This window comes from Microbacterium sp. CJ77, assembly GCF_002911615.1.
In the GTDB taxonomy this organism is placed as follows: domain Bacteria; phylum Actinomycetota; class Actinomycetes; order Actinomycetales; family Microbacteriaceae; genus Microbacterium.
On record NZ_PQBR01000023.1, the window covers coordinates 282,308 to 305,787 of the forward strand.

20 protein-coding genes are annotated in these 23,480 nt (G+C 69.8%); 11 read left to right on the forward strand and 9 right to left on the reverse strand.

Going from position 1 to position 23,480, the window contains the following annotated elements; translation table 11 throughout:
- Positions 1-11 precede the first annotated feature (11 nt).
- The 6 genes from sufU to C2868_RS13260 all read right to left on the reverse strand — a co-directional run bounded on the left by sufU (position 12) and on the right by C2868_RS13260 (position 8,065).
- A complete protein-coding gene (sufU, locus tag C2868_RS13235; RefSeq protein WP_100812609.1) occupies positions 12-452 on the reverse strand; it encodes a Fe-S cluster assembly sulfur transfer protein SufU in 441 nt (146 codons plus the stop codon).
- On the reverse strand, positions 449-1,747 hold the full coding sequence (locus C2868_RS13240; protein ID WP_232711371.1) for a SufS family cysteine desulfurase: 1,299 nt from the start codon (positions 1,745-1,747) through the stop codon (positions 449-451). The genes sufU and C2868_RS13240 overlap by 4 nt, the downstream gene beginning before the upstream one ends.
- Complete coding sequence (locus C2868_RS13245; RefSeq protein ID WP_103663489.1) at positions 1,744-3,795, reverse strand: APC family permease; 2,052 nt, start codon at positions 3,793-3,795, stop codon at positions 1,744-1,746. The genes C2868_RS13240 and C2868_RS13245 overlap by 4 nt, the downstream gene beginning before the upstream one ends.
- Before the next feature lie 201 nt (positions 3,796-3,996).
- Positions 3,997-5,217: an amidohydrolase gene (locus C2868_RS13250; RefSeq protein ID WP_100812611.1), complete on the reverse strand. Its 1,221-nt coding sequence runs from the start codon at positions 5,215-5,217 to the stop codon at positions 3,997-3,999.
- A 104-nt stretch (positions 5,218-5,321) separates the two neighbouring features.
- On the reverse strand, positions 5,322-6,374 hold the full coding sequence (locus C2868_RS13255; RefSeq protein WP_100812612.1) for a LacI family DNA-binding transcriptional regulator: 1,053 nt from the start codon (positions 6,372-6,374) through the stop codon (positions 5,322-5,324).
- 8 nt (positions 6,375-6,382) lie between these two features.
- Entirely contained in the window at positions 6,383-8,065 is a 1,683-nt protein-coding gene (locus C2868_RS13260; protein ID WP_100812613.1) for a glycoside hydrolase family 13 protein, read from the reverse strand.
- A 154-nt stretch (positions 8,066-8,219) separates the two neighbouring features.
- On the opposite strand from C2868_RS13260, the gene C2868_RS13265 reads away from it, so the two are divergent.
- Positions 8,220-8,750, forward strand: a complete 531-nt coding sequence (locus C2868_RS13265) for an adenine phosphoribosyltransferase (protein WP_100812837.1) — start codon at positions 8,220-8,222, stop codon at positions 8,748-8,750.
- Positions 8,751-8,883: 133 nt separating this feature from the next.
- Here C2868_RS13265 and hpxO read toward each other — a convergent pair whose 3' ends face one another.
- Genes hpxO through uraD form a run of 3 tightly spaced genes read right to left on the reverse strand, consistent with a single transcriptional unit; the run spans position 8,884 to position 10,949 of the window.
- Complete coding sequence (hpxO, locus tag C2868_RS13270) at positions 8,884-10,077, reverse strand: FAD-dependent urate hydroxylase HpxO (protein WP_100812614.1); 1,194 nt, start codon at positions 10,075-10,077, stop codon at positions 8,884-8,886.
- Positions 10,078-10,101: 24 nt separating this feature from the next.
- Positions 10,102-10,440, reverse strand: a complete 339-nt coding sequence (uraH, locus tag C2868_RS13275; protein ID WP_100812615.1) for a hydroxyisourate hydrolase — start codon at positions 10,438-10,440, stop codon at positions 10,102-10,104.
- Positions 10,437-10,949 (reverse strand): 2-oxo-4-hydroxy-4-carboxy-5-ureidoimidazoline decarboxylase, encoded by a 513-nt coding sequence (gene uraD, locus C2868_RS13280; protein ID WP_232711372.1) that lies wholly within the window; start codon positions 10,947-10,949, stop codon positions 10,437-10,439. Before uraD ends, uraH begins: the two co-directional genes overlap by 4 nt.
- An 82-nt stretch (positions 10,950-11,031) precedes the next feature.
- Between uraD and allB the strand changes: the two genes are divergently transcribed.
- The 10 genes from allB to C2868_RS13330 all read left to right on the forward strand — a co-directional run bounded on the left by allB (position 11,032) and on the right by C2868_RS13330 (position 23,387).
- A complete protein-coding gene (allB, locus tag C2868_RS13285) occupies positions 11,032-12,489 on the forward strand; it encodes an allantoinase AllB (RefSeq protein WP_103663490.1) in 1,458 nt (485 codons plus the stop codon).
- Positions 12,490-12,509: 20 nt separating this feature from the next.
- Complete coding sequence (locus C2868_RS13290) at positions 12,510-13,631, forward strand: acetamidase/formamidase family protein (RefSeq protein ID WP_100812839.1); 1,122 nt, start codon at positions 12,510-12,512, stop codon at positions 13,629-13,631.
- The gene (locus C2868_RS13295; protein WP_103663491.1) at positions 13,628-15,229 is read left to right on the forward strand and encodes an AtzH-like domain-containing protein; all 1,602 of its coding nucleotides are present in this window, start codon (positions 13,628-13,630) and stop codon (positions 15,227-15,229) included. The genes C2868_RS13290 and C2868_RS13295 overlap by 4 nt, the downstream gene beginning before the upstream one ends.
- 139 nt (positions 15,230-15,368) lie before the next feature.
- Positions 15,369-16,610 (forward strand): alanine--glyoxylate aminotransferase family protein, encoded by a 1,242-nt coding sequence (locus tag C2868_RS13300; protein WP_100812618.1) that lies wholly within the window; start codon positions 15,369-15,371, stop codon positions 16,608-16,610.
- Entirely contained in the window at positions 16,607-17,926 is a 1,320-nt protein-coding gene (locus C2868_RS13305) for an allantoate amidohydrolase (RefSeq protein ID WP_100812619.1), read from the forward strand. The genes C2868_RS13300 and C2868_RS13305 overlap by 4 nt, the downstream gene beginning before the upstream one ends.
- Before the next feature lie 136 nt (positions 17,927-18,062).
- Positions 18,063-19,436, forward strand: coding sequence for an amidohydrolase family protein (locus tag C2868_RS13310; RefSeq protein ID WP_100812620.1), 1,374 nt, complete (start codon positions 18,063-18,065; stop codon positions 19,434-19,436).
- Positions 19,437-19,736: 300 nt separating this feature from the next.
- A complete protein-coding gene (locus tag C2868_RS13315; RefSeq protein WP_100812621.1) occupies positions 19,737-20,813 on the forward strand; it encodes an ABC transporter substrate-binding protein in 1,077 nt (358 codons plus the stop codon).
- A gap of 30 nt (positions 20,814-20,843) precedes the next feature.
- Positions 20,844-21,668, forward strand: a complete 825-nt coding sequence (locus C2868_RS13320) for an ABC transporter ATP-binding protein (RefSeq protein ID WP_232711373.1) — start codon at positions 20,844-20,846, stop codon at positions 21,666-21,668.
- Positions 21,658-22,506, forward strand: coding sequence for an ABC transporter permease (locus C2868_RS13325; RefSeq protein ID WP_100812622.1), 849 nt, complete (start codon positions 21,658-21,660; stop codon positions 22,504-22,506). The genes C2868_RS13320 and C2868_RS13325 overlap by 11 nt, the downstream gene beginning before the upstream one ends.
- Positions 22,503-23,387 carry an ABC transporter permease gene (locus C2868_RS13330; RefSeq protein ID WP_100812623.1) on the forward strand — a complete coding sequence of 295 codons (885 nt, stop codon included), beginning with the start codon at positions 22,503-22,505 and terminating at the stop codon, positions 23,385-23,387. Before C2868_RS13325 ends, C2868_RS13330 begins: the two co-directional genes overlap by 4 nt.
- Positions 23,388-23,480 lie beyond the last annotated feature (93 nt).

The window sequence follows — 23,480 nt, forward strand, 5'->3', positions numbered from 1 at the left end:
AGGAGGCGACGCTACGCCCGGGCGAGCGCGTCCTCGAGCGCGACCCACGCGAGCATCGCGCATTTGACGCGCGCGGTGTACTTGGAGACACCCGACAGCGCGGCGGCATCCCCGTAGACCTCGATGTCCAACTCGAGCTGCCCGCGCGAGCGCATGGCCTCGCGGAATCCGTCGACGAGGGCGGATGCATCGGCCCGAGGCATCCCGGCGACCAGATCCGACAGCATCGACGCCGAGGACTGCGAGATCGAGCAACCCGCGCCCTCCCACGTCGCGTCGCGGATCACGCCCGCGTCGTCGAGCCGTACGCGCAACGTCAGCTCATCGCCGCAGATCGGATTGCGCTGGTATGACGAGGCGTTCGCCCCTTCTTCGGGCGCGAGCGGGGTGCCGTGCGGATGCTTCGAGTGATCGAGGATCAGCTCTTGGTACAGCGACTCGAGCCCGCTCATGCCGATACCCCGAAGAACGCGCGAACGCCCGAGAGGGCATCCAGGAACGTGTCGATCTCGTCCTCCGTGTTGTAGAACGCGGCGCTCGCACGGACCGTCGCCGTGAGGCCGAACCGGCGGTGCAGCGGCTGGGCGCAGTGGTGGCCGACGCGGACGGCGACGCCGCGCGCATCGAGGAACTGTCCCACGTCGTGGGCGTGCACCCCCTCGACGTCGAATGCGGCGAGGGCGACCCGGTCGACCCCGTCGGCATCGCCGAGCATCCGCACGCCCGCGACTTCGTGCAGCCCCTCGCGCAGGCGCCTCTCGAGCGATGCCTCGCGTGCCGCGATCGCGTCGTGCCCGACGTCGCCGAGGTATCGCACCGCCGCCGCGAGGCCGATCGCCTGCGACACGGGCTGCGTGCCCGCCTCGAAGCGCTGCGGCGGCGGCAGGTACTCGGCCGCATCGAGGGTCACGGTCGTGATCATCGAGCCTCCGGTCAAGAACGGCGGCAGGGCTTCGAGCACCTCGGCCCGGCCATAGAGTGCGCCGACACCGTACGGACCGAATACCTTATGGCCCGAGAACACGGCGAGATCCACGTCGAGGGCGGGCAGATCGAGCGCCAGGTGCGGAGCGGACTGGCACGCGTCGAGCACCGTAAGCGCGCCCACGGAACGCGCCAGCGACACGAGGCTCTGCACCGGGTTGACGATCCCCAGCACGTTCGACACGTGCGGGAAGGCGACGATCCGCGTGCGCGATCCGATGATTCCGGCGGCGGCATCGAGGTCGAGCCGACCATCGTCCAGAACGGGAATGTGTCGCAGCACCGCGCCCGTCCGGGCGGCGAGCTCCTGCCACGGAATGAGATTGGCGTGGTGCTCTGACTCGCTCACGACGATCTCGTCGCCCGGCGCCAGAGCGAACCGTCGCGCCGCCGCGCCGCCCCGTCCGAGCGTTGCATTCCCGATCGAGTATGCGATGAGGTTGATGCCGGCAGTGGCGCCTGAGGTCCACACGACGTCGTCTGGCTCGGCACCCACGAACGATGCCACAGCGGCCCGCGCATCCTCGAACGCCTCGGTGGCATCGGCGGCGAGTGTGTGCGCACCACGGTGAACAGCGGCGTTGCCGCGCGCGAGGAAGGATGCCTCGGCCTCGAGCACGACGCGCGGCTTCTGGCTCGTGGCCGCGGAGTCCAGATACACCAACGGTGCCCCGTTCACCCGCTCCCCGAGGACCGGGAAGTCGGCACGAAGCGACGACACGTCGACAGAGGACGCGTCGGGGGGCACTGCGAGGGGTTTCACTCCTCCAGGCTACGCCGCGGGACTCGGTTCGAGGCCTCGGGCGGCAAGCCCGACCGGTCGCCGCCGGGAAGGGGTCGCGACCGGCGACCGTAGACGATCTCGGTCGAATCCAGCAGCCAGGGCACAAGCGTGATGGTGACACCGTGCACGAGCATCAGGTCGTGCGCGATGCGGCTTGCGCGCCTGTTGTGCAAGAAGCGTTCCCACCAATGGCCGACGATGTACTGCGGCAGGTACACGGTGATGACGGACGAGCCGTGCTTCTTGCGGTACTCCTGGATGAACTCCCGCACCGGATGCGCGAAGGTGCGGTACGGCGAGTCGACGATGACGAGGGGCACCGGCATCCGATGTTCCTGCCATTCGGCCTGCAGACGGTCGGTCGACTCGGGATCGACCGAGACGTGCACCGCCATCGTCTTGTCGTGCTTGGCGGCGAGGGCGTAGTCGATCGCCTTGACGACGGGCTTCTGCAACCGCCCGACGAGCACGATCGCGACGTCGCCCTTCGACCCGAAGTGGGTCGTGTCGTCGATCTCGATCTCGTGCTCGACGTCGCGGTAGTAGCGGTTCACGCCGATCATGAGCGTTGCGAGGATCGGGATCAGCAGGAACACGATCCATGCGCCGTGGGTGAACTTCGTGATCGTGACGATGACCAGGACGAAGACGGTCAGTGCTGCACCGGCTCCGTTTATCGCCAGGCCGATCCGTGCCGCGTGCAGGTCTGCGCCCGAAGCGCCCCTCCGGATCGCCCGGCGCCAGTGCCGGATCATGCCGATCTGACCGAGGGAGAACGAGACGAAGACGCCGATGATGTAGAGCTGGATCAGGCTCGTCAGGCTCGCCTGGTAGATGATCAGGATCGCGATCGCGGCGAGACCGAGCGCGATCATCCCGTTCGAGAAGACCAGGCGATCGCCCCGGGTGTTGAGCGACTTGGGGGCGTAGCCGTCGCGCGCGAGGACCGCCCCGAGCAGGGGGAAGCCGTTGAAAGCGGTGTTGGCGGCCAGCAGCAGCACGCACGCCGTCGCGGCCTGGATGATGAAGAAGGGGATGCTTCCCATCCCGAACGTCGCGCTCGCGACCTGCGCCATGAGGCTCGGCTGCGGGCTCGATTCGCAGTCGAATCCGATCAGGTTGCACGGGTTCTCGGCGTAGTGCACCTGCGCGAACAGGGCGAGCGCCGTCAGCCCGGCGAACAGCAGGATCGCGATGCCGCCCATGAGCGTCAGCGTCGCCTGGGCATTCTTCACCTTCGGCTGACGGAAGGCGGGCACACCGTTCGAGACCGCTTCGACGCCCGTCAGGGCCGAGCATCCGCTCGAGAAAGCGCGCAGCACCAGCAGGATGACGGCAGCCTGCGAGAGGTCCTCGGCCTGCACGGCGAACTCGGCGCTCGACGCGACGGGAGGATCCCCGAGCGCGACGCGGGCCAGCCCGACGACGATCATGACGGCCACCGACCCGATGAAGACGTAGGTCGGGATCGCGAACGCCTTGCTCGACTCGCGCACGCCGCGGAGGTTCACCGCCATGATCAGCACGACGAAGCCCACGGCGAACTCGATGCGCCACGGGTTGAGCTCGGGGATCGCTGAGATGATGTTGTCGACACCCGAGGCGATCGACACCGCCACCGTCAGGACGTAGTCCACGAGTAGAGCGGATGCCACGACCACCGCGGCCGGCTCGCCGAGGTTCTTCGACGCGACCTCGTAGTCGCCACCCCCTGACGGGTAGGCCTTGATGAGCTGCCGATAGCTGATGACGACCACGACCAGCACCAGCACGACGGCGGCCGCGACCGCCGGGCTGAACGCCAGGAACGCGAGCCCGCCGGTCAGCAGGATCATCAGGAGCTCCTGCGGCGCGTACGCCACCGACGACAGCGCGTCGGACGCGAAGATCGGCAAAGCGCGTGGCTTCGGGAGCAGCTGACTGTCGAGCTGTTCGGTATGGAGGGGTTCGCCGAGAATCCAGCGCTTCACGGCGGGAGAGCTGGCGCCGCCCTCGCCGCGACTGTCATTAGCCACGAGCGGCGACATTACGCCCGCGGGGGGCCGGTGTGCAAGCGGGGCGTGGAGCGTGATTGACCGCACGTTGGGCGAAACACGGCGACTTGGGGCGCGTTAGCACCCTTGGGGCGTGGGGACCCGCGCCCCAAGGTGATCCGGACGCCCCAGGTTGCGCGTCAGGAGAGGGAAGGGGAGCCCGCGCCGAGCCGCGGTCGTCCCGTCCTGGCGACGTCACTCCGGCCGCAGGAACTCCCGCGCGGCGACCGTGAGGGTCTGCACGCCGTTCCGCAGCGTCGGCTGCAGCAGCGGGGCGAAGAACGGCGAGTGATTCGTCGGGATGTCGCGGTCGATCGTGCCCTCGGCCTGGGCCCGCATGAAGGTGGCCGGGTCGACGCCGCCCCAGAACCAGAAGACCAGGGGCACACCCGCCTCGCGCGCGAACCACGAGACATCCTCGCTGCCGGTGAACATCCCGGGATCGAGAACGGTCCCCGCGCCGATCTCGCGGTCGAACGCGGCGGAAAGCCGGGCCGTCGCATCCGGGTCGTTGAGCGTCGGGGGGAGCGTGTGGTCGGTCTCGATCTTCGGCGGGACAGGCGCATCGGATGCGTCGGCCTCCGCCCGCACGATGCGCTCGACCTTTTCGAGAACCCGCGCGCGGGACTCGTCGTGCGCGTAGCGCAGGCTGAGTTCGAGCCGCGCCTCGGCCGCGATGATGTTGTGCTTGAGTCCGGCGTGGATCGAGCCGACGGTGACGACCGCCATCTCGCGGGGGTCGATCTCGCGCGAGACGACGCCCTGGAGTCGCATGATCGTCGCCGCGGCCATCACGATCGGATCGACCGTGGCGTGAGGCCGCGAGCCGTGCCCGCCGCGGCCGTAAAGGGTGATCGTCAGGCCGTCCGACGCCGCCATCTGCGTGCCGGGCCGGACCCCCACGATGCCGGTGGGAAGCGGTGTGACGTGCTGGCCGAGCACGATGTCGGGGCGCGGGAAGCGCGTCAGAACGCCATCCGCGATCATGGCCCGCGCGCCCGCGCCGAACTCCTCGGCGGGCTGCAGAATGACCACGATGGTGCCCGCCCATTCGGCCGCGGTGCCGACGAGCTGCTCGATCGCGCCGATCATCGCAGCGACATGCATGTCGTGGCCACAGGCGTGCATGACGGGAACGTCCGTCCCCTGCGGGCTGACGCCGCGTGCGGAGCTCGCATACGGTAGTCCGGTCTCCTCTTCGACGGGCAGGCCGTCCATGTCGGCGCGCAGCCACACGGTCGGTCCCTCGCCGTTGCGCAGAACCCCGACGACCCCCGTGCCGCCGACGCCCTCCGTGACGTCGAGCCCGAGATCCCGAAGATGCCCGGCCGCGATCGCCGCTGTGCGGGTCTCCTGGAACGACAGTTCGGGATGCTCGTGCAGGTCGATGTAGAGCGCCTCGAGATCGATCGTCATGCGCCCGAGCCTACGGCCCCTGCCTGTGCCGCGCCCCGAAACGACCGGCCATCGGACCGGTTCCCCTGGCAGTACATGCGCCTCGGGGTGGCCGGATCCGACATCTACTGCCAGGCGAGCGGGTCCTGCCCGGGCGGAGCGGGCGGCGGGGGTGCGGTGGACCCGCGCACCACGAGTTCGAATGGCAGGACCGTGTGCGGCGGCGGGACATGCGTCGTCGGATCGGGCTCGAGCAGCTCGAGAACGGTCTCGGCGGCGCGCACACCCTGCTCGCGCGGGAACTGGTCGATGCTCGTCAGGCGGAAGAACGCGCCGAGCTCATGCCCGTCGACACCGACGACCGAGAGGTCTTCGGGCACCCGCAGACCCCACTCTCGAGCGGTCAGGATCGCACCGACGGCCATCTCATCGCTCGCGGCGAAGATCGCCGTGGGGCGCTCGCCGGGTGCCTCGAGCAGACGCGTCGCCGCGGCGGCGCCCCCCGCGATCGTGAAGTCGGATGCCGCGTGCAGCTCAGCCTGAGGGAGGATCGCGGCGGAGGTCAGGGCCCGCTCGTATCCCCGCCGCCGCTGCGAGGGCACGCGGAAGTCGCTGTCGAATTCGGGGAGTGCGCCGATGTGGGCGATCACGCGGTGACCGAGCCGCAGCAGGTGCGATGTCGCAAGGACGCCGACTGCCTCGTCGTCGATCGCCAGGCTCGTCATGTGCCGGTGGGCACCGCCGATCCGGACGACGGGAACGCCGAGTCCCGCGAGCGCCGCGGACTCGGCCTCGGTGAGGTCGATCGACACGGCGATCACGGCGTCCACGCGCTGTCGACGCAGGAACGTGCCGAACATCGCGTTGCGCGCCCCCGCGTCATTGCTCAGCACATACAGGGTGATGTCGTACCCGTGTCGCGCGAGCGCGTCCGCGATGCCGCCGAGCACGGTGCTGAAGAACCACGGATCGAGTAACGGCAACAGGACCCCGATGCTGCGGGTGCGGCCCGAGGCAAGGCTCGACGCCGACGCCTGGACGACGTAGCCCAGGCGGTCGGCCGCCTGTTCCACGCGCATCCGCGTCGCCGCCGACACACGTCCCCGACCGCTCAGGGCGCGCGAGACGGTCGCGGTCGAAACACCGGCCGCCCGAGCCACCTCGTCGATTCCGACCATGGTCCGGCCTAGTGGGCGCCGTCGAGCCAAACGGTCGTGTCCGAGCCGATCGCGCCGTCCTCGAGTGGAGAACTCTGGAGCAACACGGCCGCGCCCGCGGGGAGCGGCACCGGGGTCGAGCCGACGTTCGCGATCACGGTGATGTCGCCGTTGCGGAACGCCACGACGTCGTCGCCGTAGCCGTCGAGCCAGTGCAACTCGCCGGTACCGAGCGCGTGTGCGCGACGCTCCGACAGCACACGGCGGTAGAGCGAGAGCGTCGAGTCGGGCTGGTTTCGCTGCACATCGCGGGCGAGCTCCGCCCACTGCGTGGGCTGCGGCAACCAGGATGCGCCGGAACCGTTGAAGCCGTAGGACGCGCCCTCCACGGTCCACGGAATCGGCACGCGACATCCGTCTCGCCCGTAGCGCTCGCCGTGGGTGCGGAACCAGGTCGGGTCCTGCCGGGCGTCGTCGGGGAGGTCGACGACCTCGGGGAGGCCGAGTTCTTCGCCCTGGTAGAGGTAGGCCGAGCCGGGCAGCGCGAGCATCATCGTGCTCGCCGCGCGGGCTCGACGCAGGCCGAGTGCGGGGATCGGCTGGACCTCGGAGCGCGGCCCGATGCCGGTTCCCTGGGGGACGTCGCCCGTGAGGGCGAGTCGCGAGGCGTGCCTAATGACGTCGTGGTTCGAGAGCACCCAGGTGCTCGGCGCTCCCACGGCGCCGTATACCGCGAGCGACTCGGCGATGACGGCGCGCAGCTTCGGGGCGTTCCACGGCGTCTCGAGGTACTCGAAGTTGAACGCCTGGTGCATCTCGTCCGGGCGCACCCACAGAGCGGTCTTGGCGGGTGAGGGCAACCAGGCTTCGGCGGCCAGCGCGCGGTCACCGTCATATTCCGCGAGCAGCACATGCCAGTCGCGGTAGACCTCGTGGACGCCGGGCTGCCCCCAGTACGGCACGTCCGCCTCGTCCCCACCCATGGAGGCGGAGTCGGCCGGGGGCGTGTAGTCGGGTAGCCCCTCCTTCTTCACCAGGCCGTGGGCGACGTCGACGCGGAAGCCGTCGACCCCGCGGTCGAGCCAGAAACGCAAGATGCCGCGGAAGCCCTCGCGCACCTCTTCGTTGGACCAGTCGAAGTCGGGCTGCGACGCGTCGAAGAGGTGCAGGTACCACTGTCCGGGGGTGCCGTCGGCTTCGACGATGCGCGTCCAAGCGGGTCCGCCGAAAACCGACTCCCAGTTGTTCGGCGGTAGCTCGCCGTTCTCCCCCAGACCGTCGCGGAACATGTAGCGTGCGCGTTCCGGGCTGCCGGGCCCTGCCGCCAGGGCGGCCTGGAACCAGACGTGCTGGTCAGAGGAGTGATTCGGGACGAGGTCGACGATCACGCGGATGCCGCGGGCGTGCGCGCCCTCGAGCATCGCATCGAAGTCGGCAAGGGTGCCGAAGATGGGGTCGACGTCGCAGTAGTCGGCCACGTCATAGCCGGCGTCCTTCTGCGGCGAGGTCATGAACGGCGAGAGCCACAGGGCGTCGATGCCGAGCTCGAGCAGGTCGTCGAGCTTGGAGGTGATGCCGGGCAGATCGCCGATGCCGTCGTTCGACGCATCCGCGAACGAACGCGGGTAGATCTGGTAGATGACGGCCGAGCGCCACCACTCGGATCCGTGAGCGGAGGGAAATCGGGTTTCGGGTCCCGCGAGAGAAGTCATACGACAACGCTAGTGCAAGCGCTTGCGCAGGCGCTCTATCCGTCCCTGCCGCGGTCCCGGGCGCGCAGGTGTCACTCCGAGCCGTTCTCGGTGACGCCTGCCCGCAGAAAGCGGGGCATCACGGGTGAGGCGCGCGGACGTTAGGGTGAAGCCCGTGCAGACGCCTGAACTCGATGCCCTCGACCGCGCCGAGTCGCTCATCGCTGTGATCCCGGACTACCCCCAGCCGGGCATCCTGTTCCGCGACATCATGCCCCTGCTGGCTGATGCCGCGGCCCTGCGTGCGACGGTCGAGGCGCTCATCGCGCCTTTCGCGGGGCAGTACGACGTGGTCGCCGGGATCGAGGCGCGCGGCTTCCTGCTCGCGGGCGCCGCGGCGATGGTCGAGGGAGTGGGGCTGATCCCGATTCGCAAGGCGGGCAAGCTGCCCCGGCCCGCGGCATCCGTCTCGTACGCGCTCGAGTACGGCACGGCCGAGATCGAGGCACACGACGACTTGCCGCACGGCGCTCGCGTCCTGCTGCTCGACGACGTCCTGGCGACCGGCGGCACGATCGCGGCCGCGCGCGAGCTTGTCGAAAGACTCGGGGGCAGCGTCGCGGGCACCGCCATTCTGCTCGAACTCGACGGCCTCGGCGGTCGGGACATCGCGGGCTCCGACATCCACGCCGTCTTCCACGCCTGACGCGCCCGGCGCGCCTAACGCGCGAAACCCGTCCCGCCGCTCGTCGAGACACCTCGTCTGCGGCGAGACACCCCTCGTCGTGGGGTGTTTCGCCGCAAAAGGGGTGTCTCGGCGTTCGGGAGCACGCCGCCCGTCAGATGCGGATGCCTCCGCCGAGGTTGACCGGGGAGTCCACGATGTTGCCGACGATGCCGCGGATGACGCCCGTCCCGTCCTCGGAGCGGAGCTGCTCGTACCACTCCTGAGTCGCGGCCACATCGAACGCGTGCGTCTCCCACGCGCGCTTGCGGGCCCGGAGCACCAGGTCGCCCGCGCGCTCGGTGCGCACCCGCTGATAGCGCTGCAGAGTGTCTTCGACACCGAGGGTGTTGGTCGCGAACAGGATGCCGAGGGCGAAGCTGTCCTCGAGGGCCGAGCACGCACCCTGACCGATGTCGGGTGCGGTGTTGTGCGCCGCGTCGCCGAGAATCGCAACCCGCCCGTGCACCCAGGTGTCGAAGGGGTCGATGTCCCAGATCTCGACCCGGTTCAGGGACAGCGCGGGGTCGATCGAGTCGATCAACGCCTGCACGCCCGGCGCCCAGCCCGCGAATGCCTCGCGCAGCGGTGCGGTGCCCTCGGCGCGGTCATACTCGACCCCGGTGGGCTGGGGCACATCGACGAAGAAATAGAACCGATCACCCGCGACCGGCATGACGGCGCAGCGCTTGCCGTCCGCGACGTACGTGGTCCACTGATCGAGCGGGCCGACCGCGGCGTTCGCCGGCACGAGCCCGTTAAAGTTCGTGTAGCCCGAGTACGTACGTTCGATGGCGGGCAGACCGAGCGCGTTCGTGACGTAGTCGCGCGTGAGCGACCGGGCGCCGTCGGCCCCGATCAGCATGTCGGCCGTGTCGGTCGATCCGTCCGCGAAGGTCGCGGTGACCCGCGTGCCGTCGTCGTGGATGCCGACGAGCCTCATCGACAGGTGGATGCGGTCCATCCCGACCCGCTCCATCAGGAGCGCCTGCAGGTCCGCTCGCGCGATCGGGTAGGGCCGCTGTCCGGTCTGCGTCGTGACGGGCTCGAGGCTGAACCGGCAGAGCGTCTCGCCGGTCTTGCCGTCGTAGTACGCCATGTCGTCCATCCGACCGCCGAGCGCCGCGACCTCGTCGGCGAGTCCGAGCCAGTTCAGCACCTTGACCCCGTTCGACCACAGCGACAGGGCCGCGCCGACCGGCTTGTTCTCGCGCATCTGGTCGTACACGACGACGTCGTGGCCGAGCCGCTGCAGCGCGATCGCGGCGCTCGTGCCGCCGATGCCGGCGCCGATGACGATGACCTTCACGGGGATCCTCCGAAGCGGTGCGGCTCAACTGCCGCGGTAGGTGGAGTAGGCGAACGGGCTGAGCAGCAGAGGCACGTGGTAATGCCGGTCCGATTCTTCGACGCTGAAGGTCACGGTCACGAGGGGATAGAAAGTCGGGATGCCGCGGTCGGCGAACCATGCGCCGGTGCCGAAGGTGAGGGCGTACATGCCGGCCTCGAGCCGTTCCGGGCCGAGGCCGAGCCGACCGTTCGCGTCGGTGAGGCCGTCGGCGACGGCAGCGGTGCCGCCACCGGGCAGATGCCCGGCCAGCGATACGGCGACGCCGACGGCCGGTGTGCCGGTCGCGGCGTCGAGAACGTGTGTCGTCAGGTGCGGGGTCATGAACCCATCCTGTCGTCCGTCAGCGCGCCCCGGAGGCGCAGCAGCGCGATCTCGGCGAGCTGCTCCGTCGCCTCGGCCGTCTCGGCGTCGGCGTTGCTCGCGAGTCGTCGCTCGAGGTTCGCCAGGATCTCGTCGGGGGTACGGCCCGCCGCGCGGATGAGGAACACGCGCCCGAATCGTTCCTCGTAGGCGGCGTTGCCCTGGGCGATGCGTGCCGTGACGTCGTCCGCGGCCGTCGCCATCGAGGCCTGCTCACGCCGCGAGGCGTCGCCCTCCGCCCCGAACGCCGTCGGCCTCTCGCCGATGCGCGGGTGATGGGCGAGCGCGGCGTCGAGGTCTCCGACGTCCCACCCCTCAGCGAGCGCGGCAGCGCGGGCCTCGAGCTCGTCGACCGACGCATAGGGCCGACCGGCGACGACCGCTTCGATCCACGCCGGGATGTCGGCCCAGACGCGGACGAGGGATGCCGCGGCCGGGCCGTCCGCGTCATTGAATTCAGAGAGGAGCACCCGGCCACCGTAGTGCCACCGCGTTTCCCGGATGTTGCTCTGAGTAACATCCGGGAAACGACGGGGCTTTAGGTTGGGGCACATGACCGCTCTTCCCGACGCCCCGCGGGCGCTCGCCGCGCGCCGCGTCTTCATCGACGGGGCGTTCCGTTCCGCCCTCGTTCGCATCGAGGGTGGCCGCATCGCCGCGATCGAGGACTACGACCCGGATGCCGCGGGCGACGCAGCCGTCGATCCTGCGTCGAGCGAGGTCACGGTGCTGCCCGATCACCTGACGCTGCTGCCCGGACTGGTCGACTCGCACGTGCACCTGGACGAGCCCGGGCGCACCGACTGGGAGGGTTTCGAGACCGGGACGGCCGCGGCCGCGGCGGGCGGGGTCACGACGATCGTCGACATGCCGCTCAACAGCGTCCCGGTGACGACGACGCCAGAAGCTCTCGCCGAGAAGCGGGCCGCAACCGTCGGCAAGCTCGCGGTCGACCTCGCCTATTGGGGCGGCGCGGTCCCCGAGAACCTCGGATCGCTGGTCGAGCTCGCCGCGGCGGGCGTGGTCGGGTTCAAATGCTTCCTGATGCCGTCGGGAATCGACGAGTTCGGGCATCTCGATGCCGAGCAGCTGGAGGCCGCGCTCGCCGCGCTCGCCGCATTCGACGGGCTGCTCATCGTGCACGCCGAAGACCCCGCGCACATGCACGACGCCGCGACTCTCGGCCCCCGCTACGACGCTTTCCTCTCCTCGCGTCCGCCCGAGAGCGAGCGCGCGGCGATTCGGCTCGTGATCGACGCGGCCCGCCGCACCGGCGCGCGCGCACACATCGTGCACGTCTCGGACGGCGGCGCGCTGGACGACATCCGCGCGGCCAAGGCCGACGGCGTGCGGCTCACGATCGAGACCTGCCCGCATTACCTCACGCTGCGCGCCGAGGATGTTCCGGATGCCGCGGGCGAATTCAAGTGCTGCCCCCCGATCCGTGATGCCGCCAACCAAGACCTGCTGTGGCAGGGCGTCGTCGACGGCACGATCGACGCGATCGTCAGCGACCACTCGCCATCCACTCTCGAACTCAAGCAGCAGGGCGGCGGAGACTTCGCTCTCGCCTGGGGTGGGATCTCGGGCCTGCAGACGGGGTTCTCGGCGATCTGGACCTCGGCGCGTGCCCGCGGCATCCCGCTCGAGACGGTCCTGCCGCTCGTGACCACCGGACCCGCGCGGATCGCGGGCCTGGGCGCCGCAGGACGGATCGTGGTCGGAGCCCCGGCGCACTTCGCCGTCGTCGATCTCGACGCGACGTACACGGTGCGGGCGGCCGAGCTGCAATACCGCAACAAGATGTCGCCGTGGGATGGCCGCGAGCTCGCGGGGGTCGTCGAGGGCACCTACCTCGCCGGCGTCCTCGTCTACACCCCGGCGACCGGCGTGACCTCACGGAGCGGCCGTGAGATCCTGACCGTGCGCATGGTCGCGAAAGCCGCAGACCGCGCGGATGCGTCGATCTCCGGCGCCGCCATGGCCCGCGTTGAGGAGATGCATCCGTGACCACCGCTCGTGATCGGTCCATGATCCTGCAGCCGGGCCTCGGCGAGGTCCCCGGCGACCACTATCTTGCGGCCTCGCCCGAAACCGTCCTGTGGGGTCGCCTGCCCTGCGAACGCGATGCCGCCGTGCTGACCGTTCAGCCGGGGCAGACCGTGACGATCGACACCGTGAGCCACGAGGGCATCCTCGAGGACCAGGGCAAGGATCCGCTCGCCTACTTCACCGGCAAGGGGGTGCCCGCTGCATCGGTTCTCGAAGACGCGATCGAGATCGCCGGGGCGCTCAGCCGCGACACGATGGCCGACGGTCCGCACGTCGTGACGGGGCCGATCGCGGTCGAGGGGGCGATGCCCGGGGATCTGCTCAAGCTCACCGTCGTGCGCCTGCAGCCGCGCGTGCCGTACGGCGTGATCTCGAATCGGCACGGCAAGGGTGCGCTCGTGGGCGAGCTGCCCCGCGGAGAGCACAACGTCAGCGTTTTCACGCCCGTCGAAGAGCGCGATGGGCGCCTGGTGGGGGTCCTGCCCGTGATCGAGGGCGGTCCCGGCGTCGTGGAGTTCCCGCTCGCGCCCTTCCTCGGCACGATGGGCGTCGCCGTCGCGGGCGACCAACGTCCGCACTCCGTTCCCCCGGGCGAGCACGGCGGCAACATCGACATCAACCTGCTCGTCGAGGGCGCCGTGCTGTACCTGCCGGTGCAGGTCGAGGGCGCGCTGGCGTACGTCGGCGACCCCCACTTCGCGCAGGGCGACGGCGAGGTCGCGCTCACGGCGCTCGAAGCATCCCTGCGCGCGACACTGCGCTTCGAGGTCGTGCCGCGCGAGGAGGCGCTCGCCGAGTTCGGCGAGTTCACGGGGCCGCTGGTGCGCACCGACGAATACCTGGTGCCCACGGGCCTCGACCCCGATCTCGGCGAGGCGATGCGTCGCTGCGTGCGGGCCGCGATCTCGCTCATCCGGGCCCGGTGGGGTCTCGACGAGCACCTCGCGTACGCGTACCTCAGCGCCGCGACCGACTTCGACATCTCGCAGGTCGTCGACATCGTCTGCGGCGTGCACGCCCGCATCCGCGAGGCCGACTTCGCGGCCGTGGAGCGCCCCGGGCATCCGTCGCCCGCTCCCGATCGGAAGGACACCCGATGACGGATGCAGCAGCCCGCGGGACCGAGACGGTTCCGGCCGACCTGCTCGAGGCCTTCGAGGCGTACGAACGCGCGATCATCGCCAACGACCTCGACGCGCTCGACGCGGCCTTCGCCCCGGGCGACGAGACGATGCGCGGCGACGCGGCGGGCCTCCTGGTCGGCCACGACGCGATCAGCGCTTTCCGCGGCGTACGCGGGGGAGTGCCGCCGCGCACGATCGAGCGGATCGAGTACCGCGAGCTCGCGCCTGACGTCGCGCTGCTCGTGTCGATCTCGCGCTACGTCGGCGGGGGCACGGGCCTGCAGACCCAGGTGTGGCAGCGGTTCGACGACCGGTGGCTCATCACGGCCGCGCACGTCACGCCGCGGGCGCAGGCGCTCGACCGATCGGTGTGGCGGACGGTCGGTGACCCGCTGTGGCAGGGCGCGTGGGAGGGTCCGCTCGAGGGGCTGAGCGTCGCGGTCAAGGACCTGTTCGCGATCAAGGGATACCGCATCGGCGCGGGCAACCCGACCTACCTCGATTCGGCGCGCGTCGAACCCACGACCGCTGCGGCTGTCTCCGATCTGCTCCGGGCGGGGGCATCCCTGCGGGGGATCGCGCGCACCGACGAATTCGCCTACAGCGTCGCCGGCGACAACGCGCACTACGGCACCCCGCCGAACGGCGCGCTGCCGGGCGCCCTCCCCGGGGGGTCGTCGAGCGGCCCGGCGTCCGCCGTCGCGACGGGACAGGCGCAGATCGGCCTCGCGACCGACACCGCGGGGTCCATCCGCGTGCCCGCGTCGTACCAGGGCCTGTGGGGCCTGCGCACGACCCATGGGCTCGTGCCACGCCAGGGGCTGCTGCCCCTCGCGCAGACGTTCGACACGATCGGATGGCTCACGCGCGACGGTGGGACGCTGCAGAAGGTCGTCGACTGGTGCCTGAGCTACGACGGATCCGAGTCGACCGAGAGCGTCTTCGGCGAGTCCGGCCACGATCTGCCCTGGAACTTCACGGTGCCGACGGAGATGCTCGAGTCGGTCGAGCCCGAGACGCGGGCCGCGTTCGAGACGCTGCTCGTGACCCTCGGGGCGGGGGACGACGCCCCGGTGGTGGCCGAGACATCCCTCGGCGATCTGGATGGGTATCTCGCGGCCTTCCGCGCGGTGCAGGGCGCGGAGGCGTGGCGTAACAACGGAGAGTGGCTGCGCGAGCACCCCGGCGCCGTCGCCCCGGCCGTCGCCGAACGGTTCCGTGTTGCATCCGAGGTGACGCCGGATGCTGAGTCCGCTGCCCGTGCAACCGTCGAATCCCTGCGGGCGCGCCTGCTCGAGGCGACGGACGACACCGTGCTGATCATGCCGACCGTGCCCGGTCCCGCGCCGATGCGCACGCACCGCGGCGAACGCGTCGAGGCGGTGCGCGCGGCGACGCTCCGGATGACCACGCCCGCCGCGATCGGCGGGATACCCTCGATCTCGATCCCGCTGCTCACCGTGCCCTCGACGCTCGGTCCCGCCCCGGTCGGCGTGAGCCTCATCTCGCGCGCCGGAACCGACATCGCCCTCGTCCGCCTCGCCCGTCGCCTGGCCCGGGCGGTGGCACCGTGACCCTGTCGCGAGGCCGCCGGATGTCGCCGACCCCGCCCGTCATCTCGCGTCAGCACCCGGCGTGCTCGGCGACAAACGGCGGACTCGGTGCCGTGGGCAGCGCCGAGCGACGCACACGCATGAACAGACAGGACCCCGCATGAACGCCTCGCCGATCGCTCCGCCCGCCCGCCTGCTCATGGGGCCCGGGCCGATCTCGGCCTACCCGAGCGTGCTCACCGCGATGTCGGCGCAGCTCGTCGGTCAGTACGACCCGTTCATGACCGACACGATGGCCGAGACGCAGGCCCTGTATCGCCGGGTGTGGGCGACGGAGAACGACGCGACACTCCTGATCGACTCGACCTCCCGCGGCGGTATCGAGGCGGCGATGATCTCGCTCATCCGGCCGGGCGACCGGGTGCTCGTGCCGGTGTTCGGACGCTTCGGGCACCTGCTCGCCGAGATCGCCGAGCGCGCGATGGCCGAGGTGCACACGATCGAGGTGCCGTGGGGCCAGGTCTTCACGCCCACCGCGATCGAAGAGGCGATCGTGCGCGTCAAGCCGCACCTGCTCGGCCTCGTGCAGGGCGACACGTCGACCACGATGCTGCAGCCGCTGGAGGACATCGGTGCGATCTGTGCCAGGCACGGCGTACTGTTCTACTCCGACGCGACCGCGTCGCTCGGCGGCAATCCGTTCGAGGCGGATGCCTGGGGCCTGGATGCCGCGACCGCCGGACTGCAGAAGTGTCTCGGTGGGCCGTCGGGCTCGGCGCCCATCACGCTGTCGGAGCGCGCGGTCGAGGTCATTCGCTCGCGCAAGAAGATCGAGGCCGGCATCCGCGAGCCCGGTGACGAGAGCGCCGCCGACTTCGTGCGCTCGAACTATTTCGACCTCGGCATGATCCTCGACTACTGGGGCCCGCGGCGCCTGAACCACCACACCGAGGCGACGTCGATGCTCTACGGCGCCCGTGAGTGCGCCCGCGTTCTGCTCGGCGAGGGTCGCGATGCCGTCATCGAGCGCCACGTGCTCCATGGCGAGGCGATGCTCGCGGGCGTGCGCGGCCTCGGACTCGTCGTGTTCGGCGACGTCGCACACAAGATGTCGAACGTCGTGGCGGTCGAGATCCCCGAGGGCGTCGCGGGGGATGCCGCGCGCCAGGCGATGCTCGAGGACTTCGGCATCGAGATCGGCACGTCGTTCGGGCCGCTGCACGGCCGCGTGTGGCGCATCGGCACGATGGGCTACAACGCCCGCAAGGACGCCGTGCTCACGACCCTCGCCGCGCTCGAGCAGGTGCTGCGGAGGTTCGGCGCGAAGATACCGGTGGGCGGCGGCGTGGACGCGGCTCTCGACGTGTACGCCGACCTTCGCGGTGCGGGCGGGGTGCGATGACCCGGACGCTCCTTCCTGACCTCACCCCCGATCGCGTTGCCGCCGCCGCTCGCCGCGTGATGGCGCGCTGCGACGAGCTCGCGCGCGTCACCGCGACGCCCGGCGAGATCGAACGGGTGTACTTGTCGACCGAGCACGCTCGCGTGAACCGCCTCGCGGCGGAGTGGATGCGCGAGGTCGGCATGAGCACGCGCCAGGATGCCGCGGGCAACCAGATCGGACGGCTTGATGCAATCCATCGCGGCGCATCCGATCGCGACGCCCCGGCGCTGATGATCGGGTCGCACCTCGACACGGTGCCGGACGCTGGACGCTTCGACGGCATCGTCGGGGTGCTGATGGCGCTCGAGGTCGTCCGGCTCCTGCGGGTACCGGGACCGGACGGCGAAAGCAGCCTCTCTCCGCTGCCGTTCGCGATCGAGGTCGTCGCGTTCTCGGACGAAGAGGGGACGCGCTTCGGCAAGGCACTGCTCGGGTCATCCGCCGTCGCCGGAACCTGGAATGACGACTGGTGGCAGCTGACGGATGCCGACGGCACGACACTGCGCCAGGCGGCGCTCGAATTCGGCCTGGACCCCGGGCGGATCGGCGAGGCCGCGCGTCGCCCCGACGAGCTCGTGGGGTACCTCGAGGCGCACATCGAACAGGGCCCCGAGCTCGACCGGCGGGGCCAATCGCTCGCGGTCGTGTCGTCGATCGCGAGCGCGCGCCGCTTTCAGCTCGTGGTCGAGGGCGAGGCTCGGCACGCGGGTGGAACCCCCTACGACATGCGGCACGACGCTTTGCTCGGCGCGAGCGAGGCGGCGCTCGCGGTCGAGCGCATATGCCGTGGCGAGCACCACGTGATCGGCACGGTCGGTCAGCTTGAGGCGTTCCCCGGCGCCGTCAACATCGTGCCGGGCGAGGCGCATTTCAGCCTGGACCTGCGGGGCGAGTTCGACGGCGAGCGCGACCGCGTGTGGGATGCTCTGTCGCGCGACCTCGACGTGATCATGGGTCGCCGCGGCCTGAGGTGGCGGGCCCGCGAGGTGCACAACGCGCCCGCGGTGATGTGTGCGCCGCTGCTGCAGGATGTCATCCGTGCGGGGATTCGCGGGGCCCTGCCCGACGCCCCGGACGATCCGGCGACCCTGTTCAGTCCCGCTGGCCACGATGGCATGTCGATCGGCGCGATCACCGACGTCGGGATGCTGTTCCTGCGCAATCCCGACGGCATCAGTCACCACCCCGACGAGGCGGTCAGTGCAGCGGATGTCGCGCTCGGCATCCGCGCGCTCGCGGAGTCGGTTCTGCACCTGGCCGCCGAGCCGCGCTGAAGTCCTCGTGCGACGCCATGTCGCGGCGCGTAACGGCACCGAAACACCCGCGAATGTTCGTGTAATCAACAGGCCGTACGGTCGACGGGGGCGCTGGATCGCGCCCATCGTGCCTGCCCGTCTTCCGAAGGACCCCATGTCTCTCCTCGTCATCAACGCACGCCTCATCACGGTCCCCACCGGCACCGACGATCCCGGCTACATCGAGCGCGGCTGGATGCGCGTCGAGGACGGCCGTATCGCCGGGATCGGCGCGGGCGACCCGCCCGACACGACGGCCGAAGAGGTGCTCGACGTCGACGGTGCGTTCGTCGCCCCCGGCTTCGTGTCGAGCCACAGCCATCTCTTCACGAGCGGCCTGCGCGGGCTCGGCGTCGCCGACACCCTCTACGGCTGGTGCGACTCGATGCTCGGCATGACCGCGCACGCGACGCCGGACGACATCTACTGGTCGACCCTGCACGGCGCCCTCGACTTCCTGGGCAACGGCGTCACGACCGCCTACAACTTCACCGACCCGCAGCAGGCGTGGGAGTCGATGGTCGACGGCAAGCGGGTGGGCAACGCACCCCTGCGCGGCACCGAGTACCACACGCGTCAGGCCGACGGATGCCTCGACGCCGGTCTCCGCTTCGTCGACTCGATCGGCATGGACGTCACGGCGGGGACGGATGACGAGATCTTCGCGCGCTTCGAGGCATCCGTCGCCCACACCCGCGCGATGGACCCGGACTACGCGCTCGGCGCCTCGATCATGGGGCAGGTGCAGTGGTCGCCGCGGCCCGAAGCCGCCGAGATCGAGGTCGAAGCCATGCGACGGTTCGGCGTGACGAACCAGGCCCACTTCCTCGAGTCGCCCGAGGCCGTGCCGCTGCAGCAGTCGAAGTTCGCGCTGTACCGGGATGCGGGGGCCCTTGGTGAGGACATGATGTTCGGTCACTTCATCCAGACCACGCCCGAGATCATCGAGCAGGCCGCCGCGGGCGGGGCGTCGATGTCGTGGCAGCCGGCCTCGAACGGCCGCCTCGCCTCGGGCACGGCCCTCGTGCCCGAGATGATCGCGATGGGCATGAAGGTCGGCATGGGGCTCGACGACCAGGCCTGCACCGACGTCTCGGACCCGTGGCAGAACATGCGGATGGGCATCGCGATGCAGCGGGCGCGAACGAAGGACCCGCTGTCGATGATGCCCGAGCTCGTGCTGCGCCTGCACACGCTCGGCTCGGCGGAGATCATGGGCGTCGCCGACCGCGTCGGCAGCCTCGAGGTGGGCAAGTTCGCCGACTTCGTCGTGGTCGACCCGCGCCGCCCCGACGTGGGGCCGCTCTGGCACCCCGTGCGCAGCTACGTGCTGTCGATGAGCCTGCGGAACCTGCTCGGCGTCTACGTCGGCGGAAAGCTCGTGTCGCGCGCGGGCGAGTCGACGAATCCGCTGGCCGCCGAGGCATCCGTCCGCGTCCACGCCGACCTCCCGGGTCTCGCGGAGCGTTTGGGTCGCCACCCGCACTGAGCTCGTCCGCCGAACCCACCCTCGGCGGAGCCGGCCTGCGCGCCGTCAACAATTCAGGCTGCGTGGGTCGCAGGAGTCGCGGGCGGCCCGTGTTTCCGGGCGGCCCGCCCGCGGGGCCTGTCGTCGGGACTGAGTCGCGTACGAGGGCGTCACCGGCGCCCAGGTGTAACGGCGACGAAACACTGCGCCAGTGTTCGTGAAATCTACATCCCATAGCGTCACCTCTATCGCGCAGGGCCGAGGCCTTTGGCCGTGTCGATATACCCGAGTGCCACCCCATCCAATCTGGAGACACAGCACATGACATTTCGCTTCAACACCCCTCGCCGCCGCCGCCTCGTCGCGGCCGGCGCGAGCATCGCGATCGCCGCACTCGCCCTCACCGCCTGCGCCAGCGGGAGCGGCTCCGACGCCTCGGAGTCACCTGCCGGCGAAGAAGGCTTCGGCGACATCACGCTCCAGCTCAGCTGGATCTTCAACGAAGAGTTCGCGGGCGAGTACCTCGCCGACACGAACGGATACTACGAAGAGGCCGGGTTCTCGTCCGTCAAGCTCGTCCCGGGTCCGTCGGGCGGCATCCCCGAGCTCCTCGGTGGCACGGCCGACATCGCGCTGAGCGACTCGGTGCAGATCGGCTCCGCGATCGCCAACGAGAGCGCACCCCTCAAGATCATCGGTGCGACGTTCCAGGCCAACCCGTTCACGATCCTCTCTCTCGAGGCCGGCGGCAACATCGCCACCCCCGACGACCTCAAGGGCAAGAAGATCGGTGTCCAGGACAGCAACCTGACCCTCTTCAAGGCGCTGCTCGCGGCCAACGACATCGACGCCTCCGACCTGACGATCGTCCCCGTGCAGTACGACCCGGCACCGCTCGTCAACGGCGAGGTCGACGGATTCGTCGCGTACCTCACGAACGAGGCGATCTCGGTCGAGATGGCGGGAATCCCGACCACGAACCTGCCGTTCGCCGACAACGGCCTGCCGTTCGTCGCCGAGACCGTCACGGTCACGGACGACACGATCGCCAACAGCCGCGAGATGCTGAAGGCGTTCCTCGTCGCCGAGATCAGGGGCTGGAGCGACGCTCTCGCCGACCCGCAGGCCGGTGCAGACCTCGCCATCGAGAAGTACGGTGTCGACCTCGACCTCGACCCGGCCAAGACGCTCGCGGGCGCCGAGGCGCAGAACAAGCTCATCGTCTCGTCCGAGACCGAAGAGAACGGTCTGTTCACGATCTCCGAGGCACTGCAGAAGCTCACGATCGAAAGCCTCGCCGGGGCGGGCATCGTGCTCGATGCCGCAGACCTCTTCGACATGACCCTGCTGGACGAGGTCTACGAAGAGAACCCGGACCTCATCGCCTACGCGGGCTGAGTCCTTCACCTCAATCGAGAGATATCAACTGTGACCGATACGGCCACCCAGATCGGTGCCCAGGCGACAAACCTGGGCACCGGTCTGCAGATCACCGGACTGAACAAGGCCTTCAGCGTGGGGCGCAAGAGCGTCGTCGCGCTGCAGGACGCGAACCTGCACACCGAGCAGGGCACGTTCCTCGCCCTGCTCGGGCCCTCGGGGTGCGGCAAGTCGACCATCCTGCGCATCCTGGCGGGCCTCGAGGAACCCACCAGCGGCACGACACGCGTCGACGGCAAGAGCCCCAAAGAGCTGCGCCGAGGCAACGAGCTCGGCATCGCGTTTCAGGACTCCGCGCTGCTGCCCTGGCGGAGCGTGCAGTCGAACATCCAGTTGCCGTTCGAGGTCGCGGGCAAACCCGTCGACAAGGACTACGTCAAGGAGATGATCGCGCTCGTCGGGCTCACGGGATTCGAGAAGGCCAAGCCTGCGCAGCTGTCGGGCGGCATGCGCCAACGCGTCTCGATCGCGCGCTCGCTCATCATGAAGCCCTCGGTGCTGTTGTTCGACGAGCCCTTCGGCGCCCTCGACGACATGACGCGGCAGAAGCTCAACCTCGAGCTGCTGCGCATCTGGACCGAGAAGCCGGCGACCACGCTTCTCGTCACGCACGGCATTTCGGAGGCGATCTTCCTCTCGGACCAGGTCGCGGTCATGAGCCCGCGTCCCGGTCGCATCAAAGAGGTCATGACGATCGACCTGCCGCGTCCCCGCACGCCCGAGATGATGCGTACGCCAGAGTTCCACGCCTACGTCGACCAGGCATCCGAGCTGCTCTTCGGCGTCGGAGGCGCCGCGACGGATGACCACTGACTCGTCGACCAGCGCGACCAAGCCGCGCGCGGTTCAGTGGGAGGACATCAAGCTTCCGGCGTGGGTCACCGGCGTGATCGGCGTCGTCGGGATCATCGCGATCTGGTGGATCCTCGCCGCGACGGTGTTCTCGAACGTCGGGCCCGGCGGCGTGCAGGCCATCCCCACACCTCCCCAGGTCATCATCGAGTTCGTCAACACCGGCTGGGAGTTCTACGCACGCAACTTCGGCGTGACGCTCAGCGAGGCCGGCCTCGGTTACCTCTGGGGCAATGGGCTCGCGCTCGTCCTCTCGGCGCTCGTGCTGATCGTGCCCCGGCTCGAGGGCGTCATCATGCAGCTCGCCATCATCACCTACTGCATCCCGATCGTTGCGCTCGGCCTGTTGCTCACCGTCATCGTGCCGATCCCGACGTCGGGCCAGCCCTCGACGACCGCCGTCTTCCTGGCGGCGCTCAGCTGTTTCTTCACGACCGTGGTCGGCGCGCTGCTCGGGCTGAAAGCCGCAGACAAGGCGAGCCTCGACCTGGTGACCGTGTACGGGGGATCCCGTCTGACTCAGCTGCGCAAGGTGCGGCTGATCGCATCGCTCCCCGCCATCCTGAACGCCCTGAAGATCGCGGTGCCCGCGGCCTTCCTCGGCGCCGTGCTCGGGGAGTTCTTCGGCAAGATCACCGTCGGGGTCGGTCCCGCGATGATCGCCGCGCAGCAGGCGCTGAACTCCGCTCGCGTGTGGGACATCGCACTCGTCTCGGGCGCCGTCGCCCTCATCGGATACGGCCTGGTCGGACTCATCGCGCGCGCTATCGCGCCCTGGTCGAAGGGGGTCTCGTCATGACGGATGTCGGGATCTCGCCCGCCGTCACCGTTCCCGGCGCACCGGAACAGCTCGCCAAGCTCGAACGCGAGATGCGCCGCGAGGTCCGCCTCTCGACCCTCCGCGCGCTCGGGCGGAGCGTGCTCACGTTCGTCCTCACGATCGTCGCCGTGCTGATCCTCTGGGTCGGGTCGCTCTGGGCGTTCCAGATCTCGCCCTACGTCGGCAAGGGACCGGTGGATGTCTGGAACTTCCTCTTCACCGTGCCGAACGCCGAGGCGAACCGTGAGCAGCTCTTCGGTCAGCTCGGGGTGACGCTCGGGCATTCGGTCGTCGGCTTCGCCGCGGGCCTCACCGTCGCGCTTCTTGTCGCGATCGTGTTCCAGCTCAGCAAGGGCGTGGAGCACGCTTTGATGCCGATGGCGATGCTGCTGCGCTCGGTGCCCCTCGTTGCGATGGCACCCGTCATCATCCTGATCTTCGGTCGTGAGTTCGCCTCGGTCGCCGTCATCGGCGGCATCGTGGTGCTCTTTCCCGCGCTCGTCAACATCGTGTTCGGGCTGAAGTCCGCCTCGCCCCAGATGAACGACCTGGTCACGGTCTACGGCGGAACCTCGTGGACGCGTCTGCGCAAGGTCGCCCTGCCCAGCTCGCTGCCGGAGTTCTTCGCGGCGGTGCGAATCTCGGTGCCGGGCGCCATCACGGGCGCCCTGCTCGCCGAGTGGCTCGCCGTCGGCGGGGGAATCGGCGGGGCGGTGGGCGGCTATATCGCCGCAGCACAGTTCTCGGCGGTCTGGACGGCCGTCGTGCTGGTGACCGGAACCGCTCTGGTCATCTACAACATCGTCCAGATCCTCGAGTCCGTCGCCCTGGCGCGCATGGGTATGGGTAACCGCTCCTGAGGTAACCCGAACACACAACCCGTAGCGTCCCGGTCTGCAACGCTTGAGTCGCTGACACGCGAGACCCGAACCGACAGGTCGCCCGACGAAAAG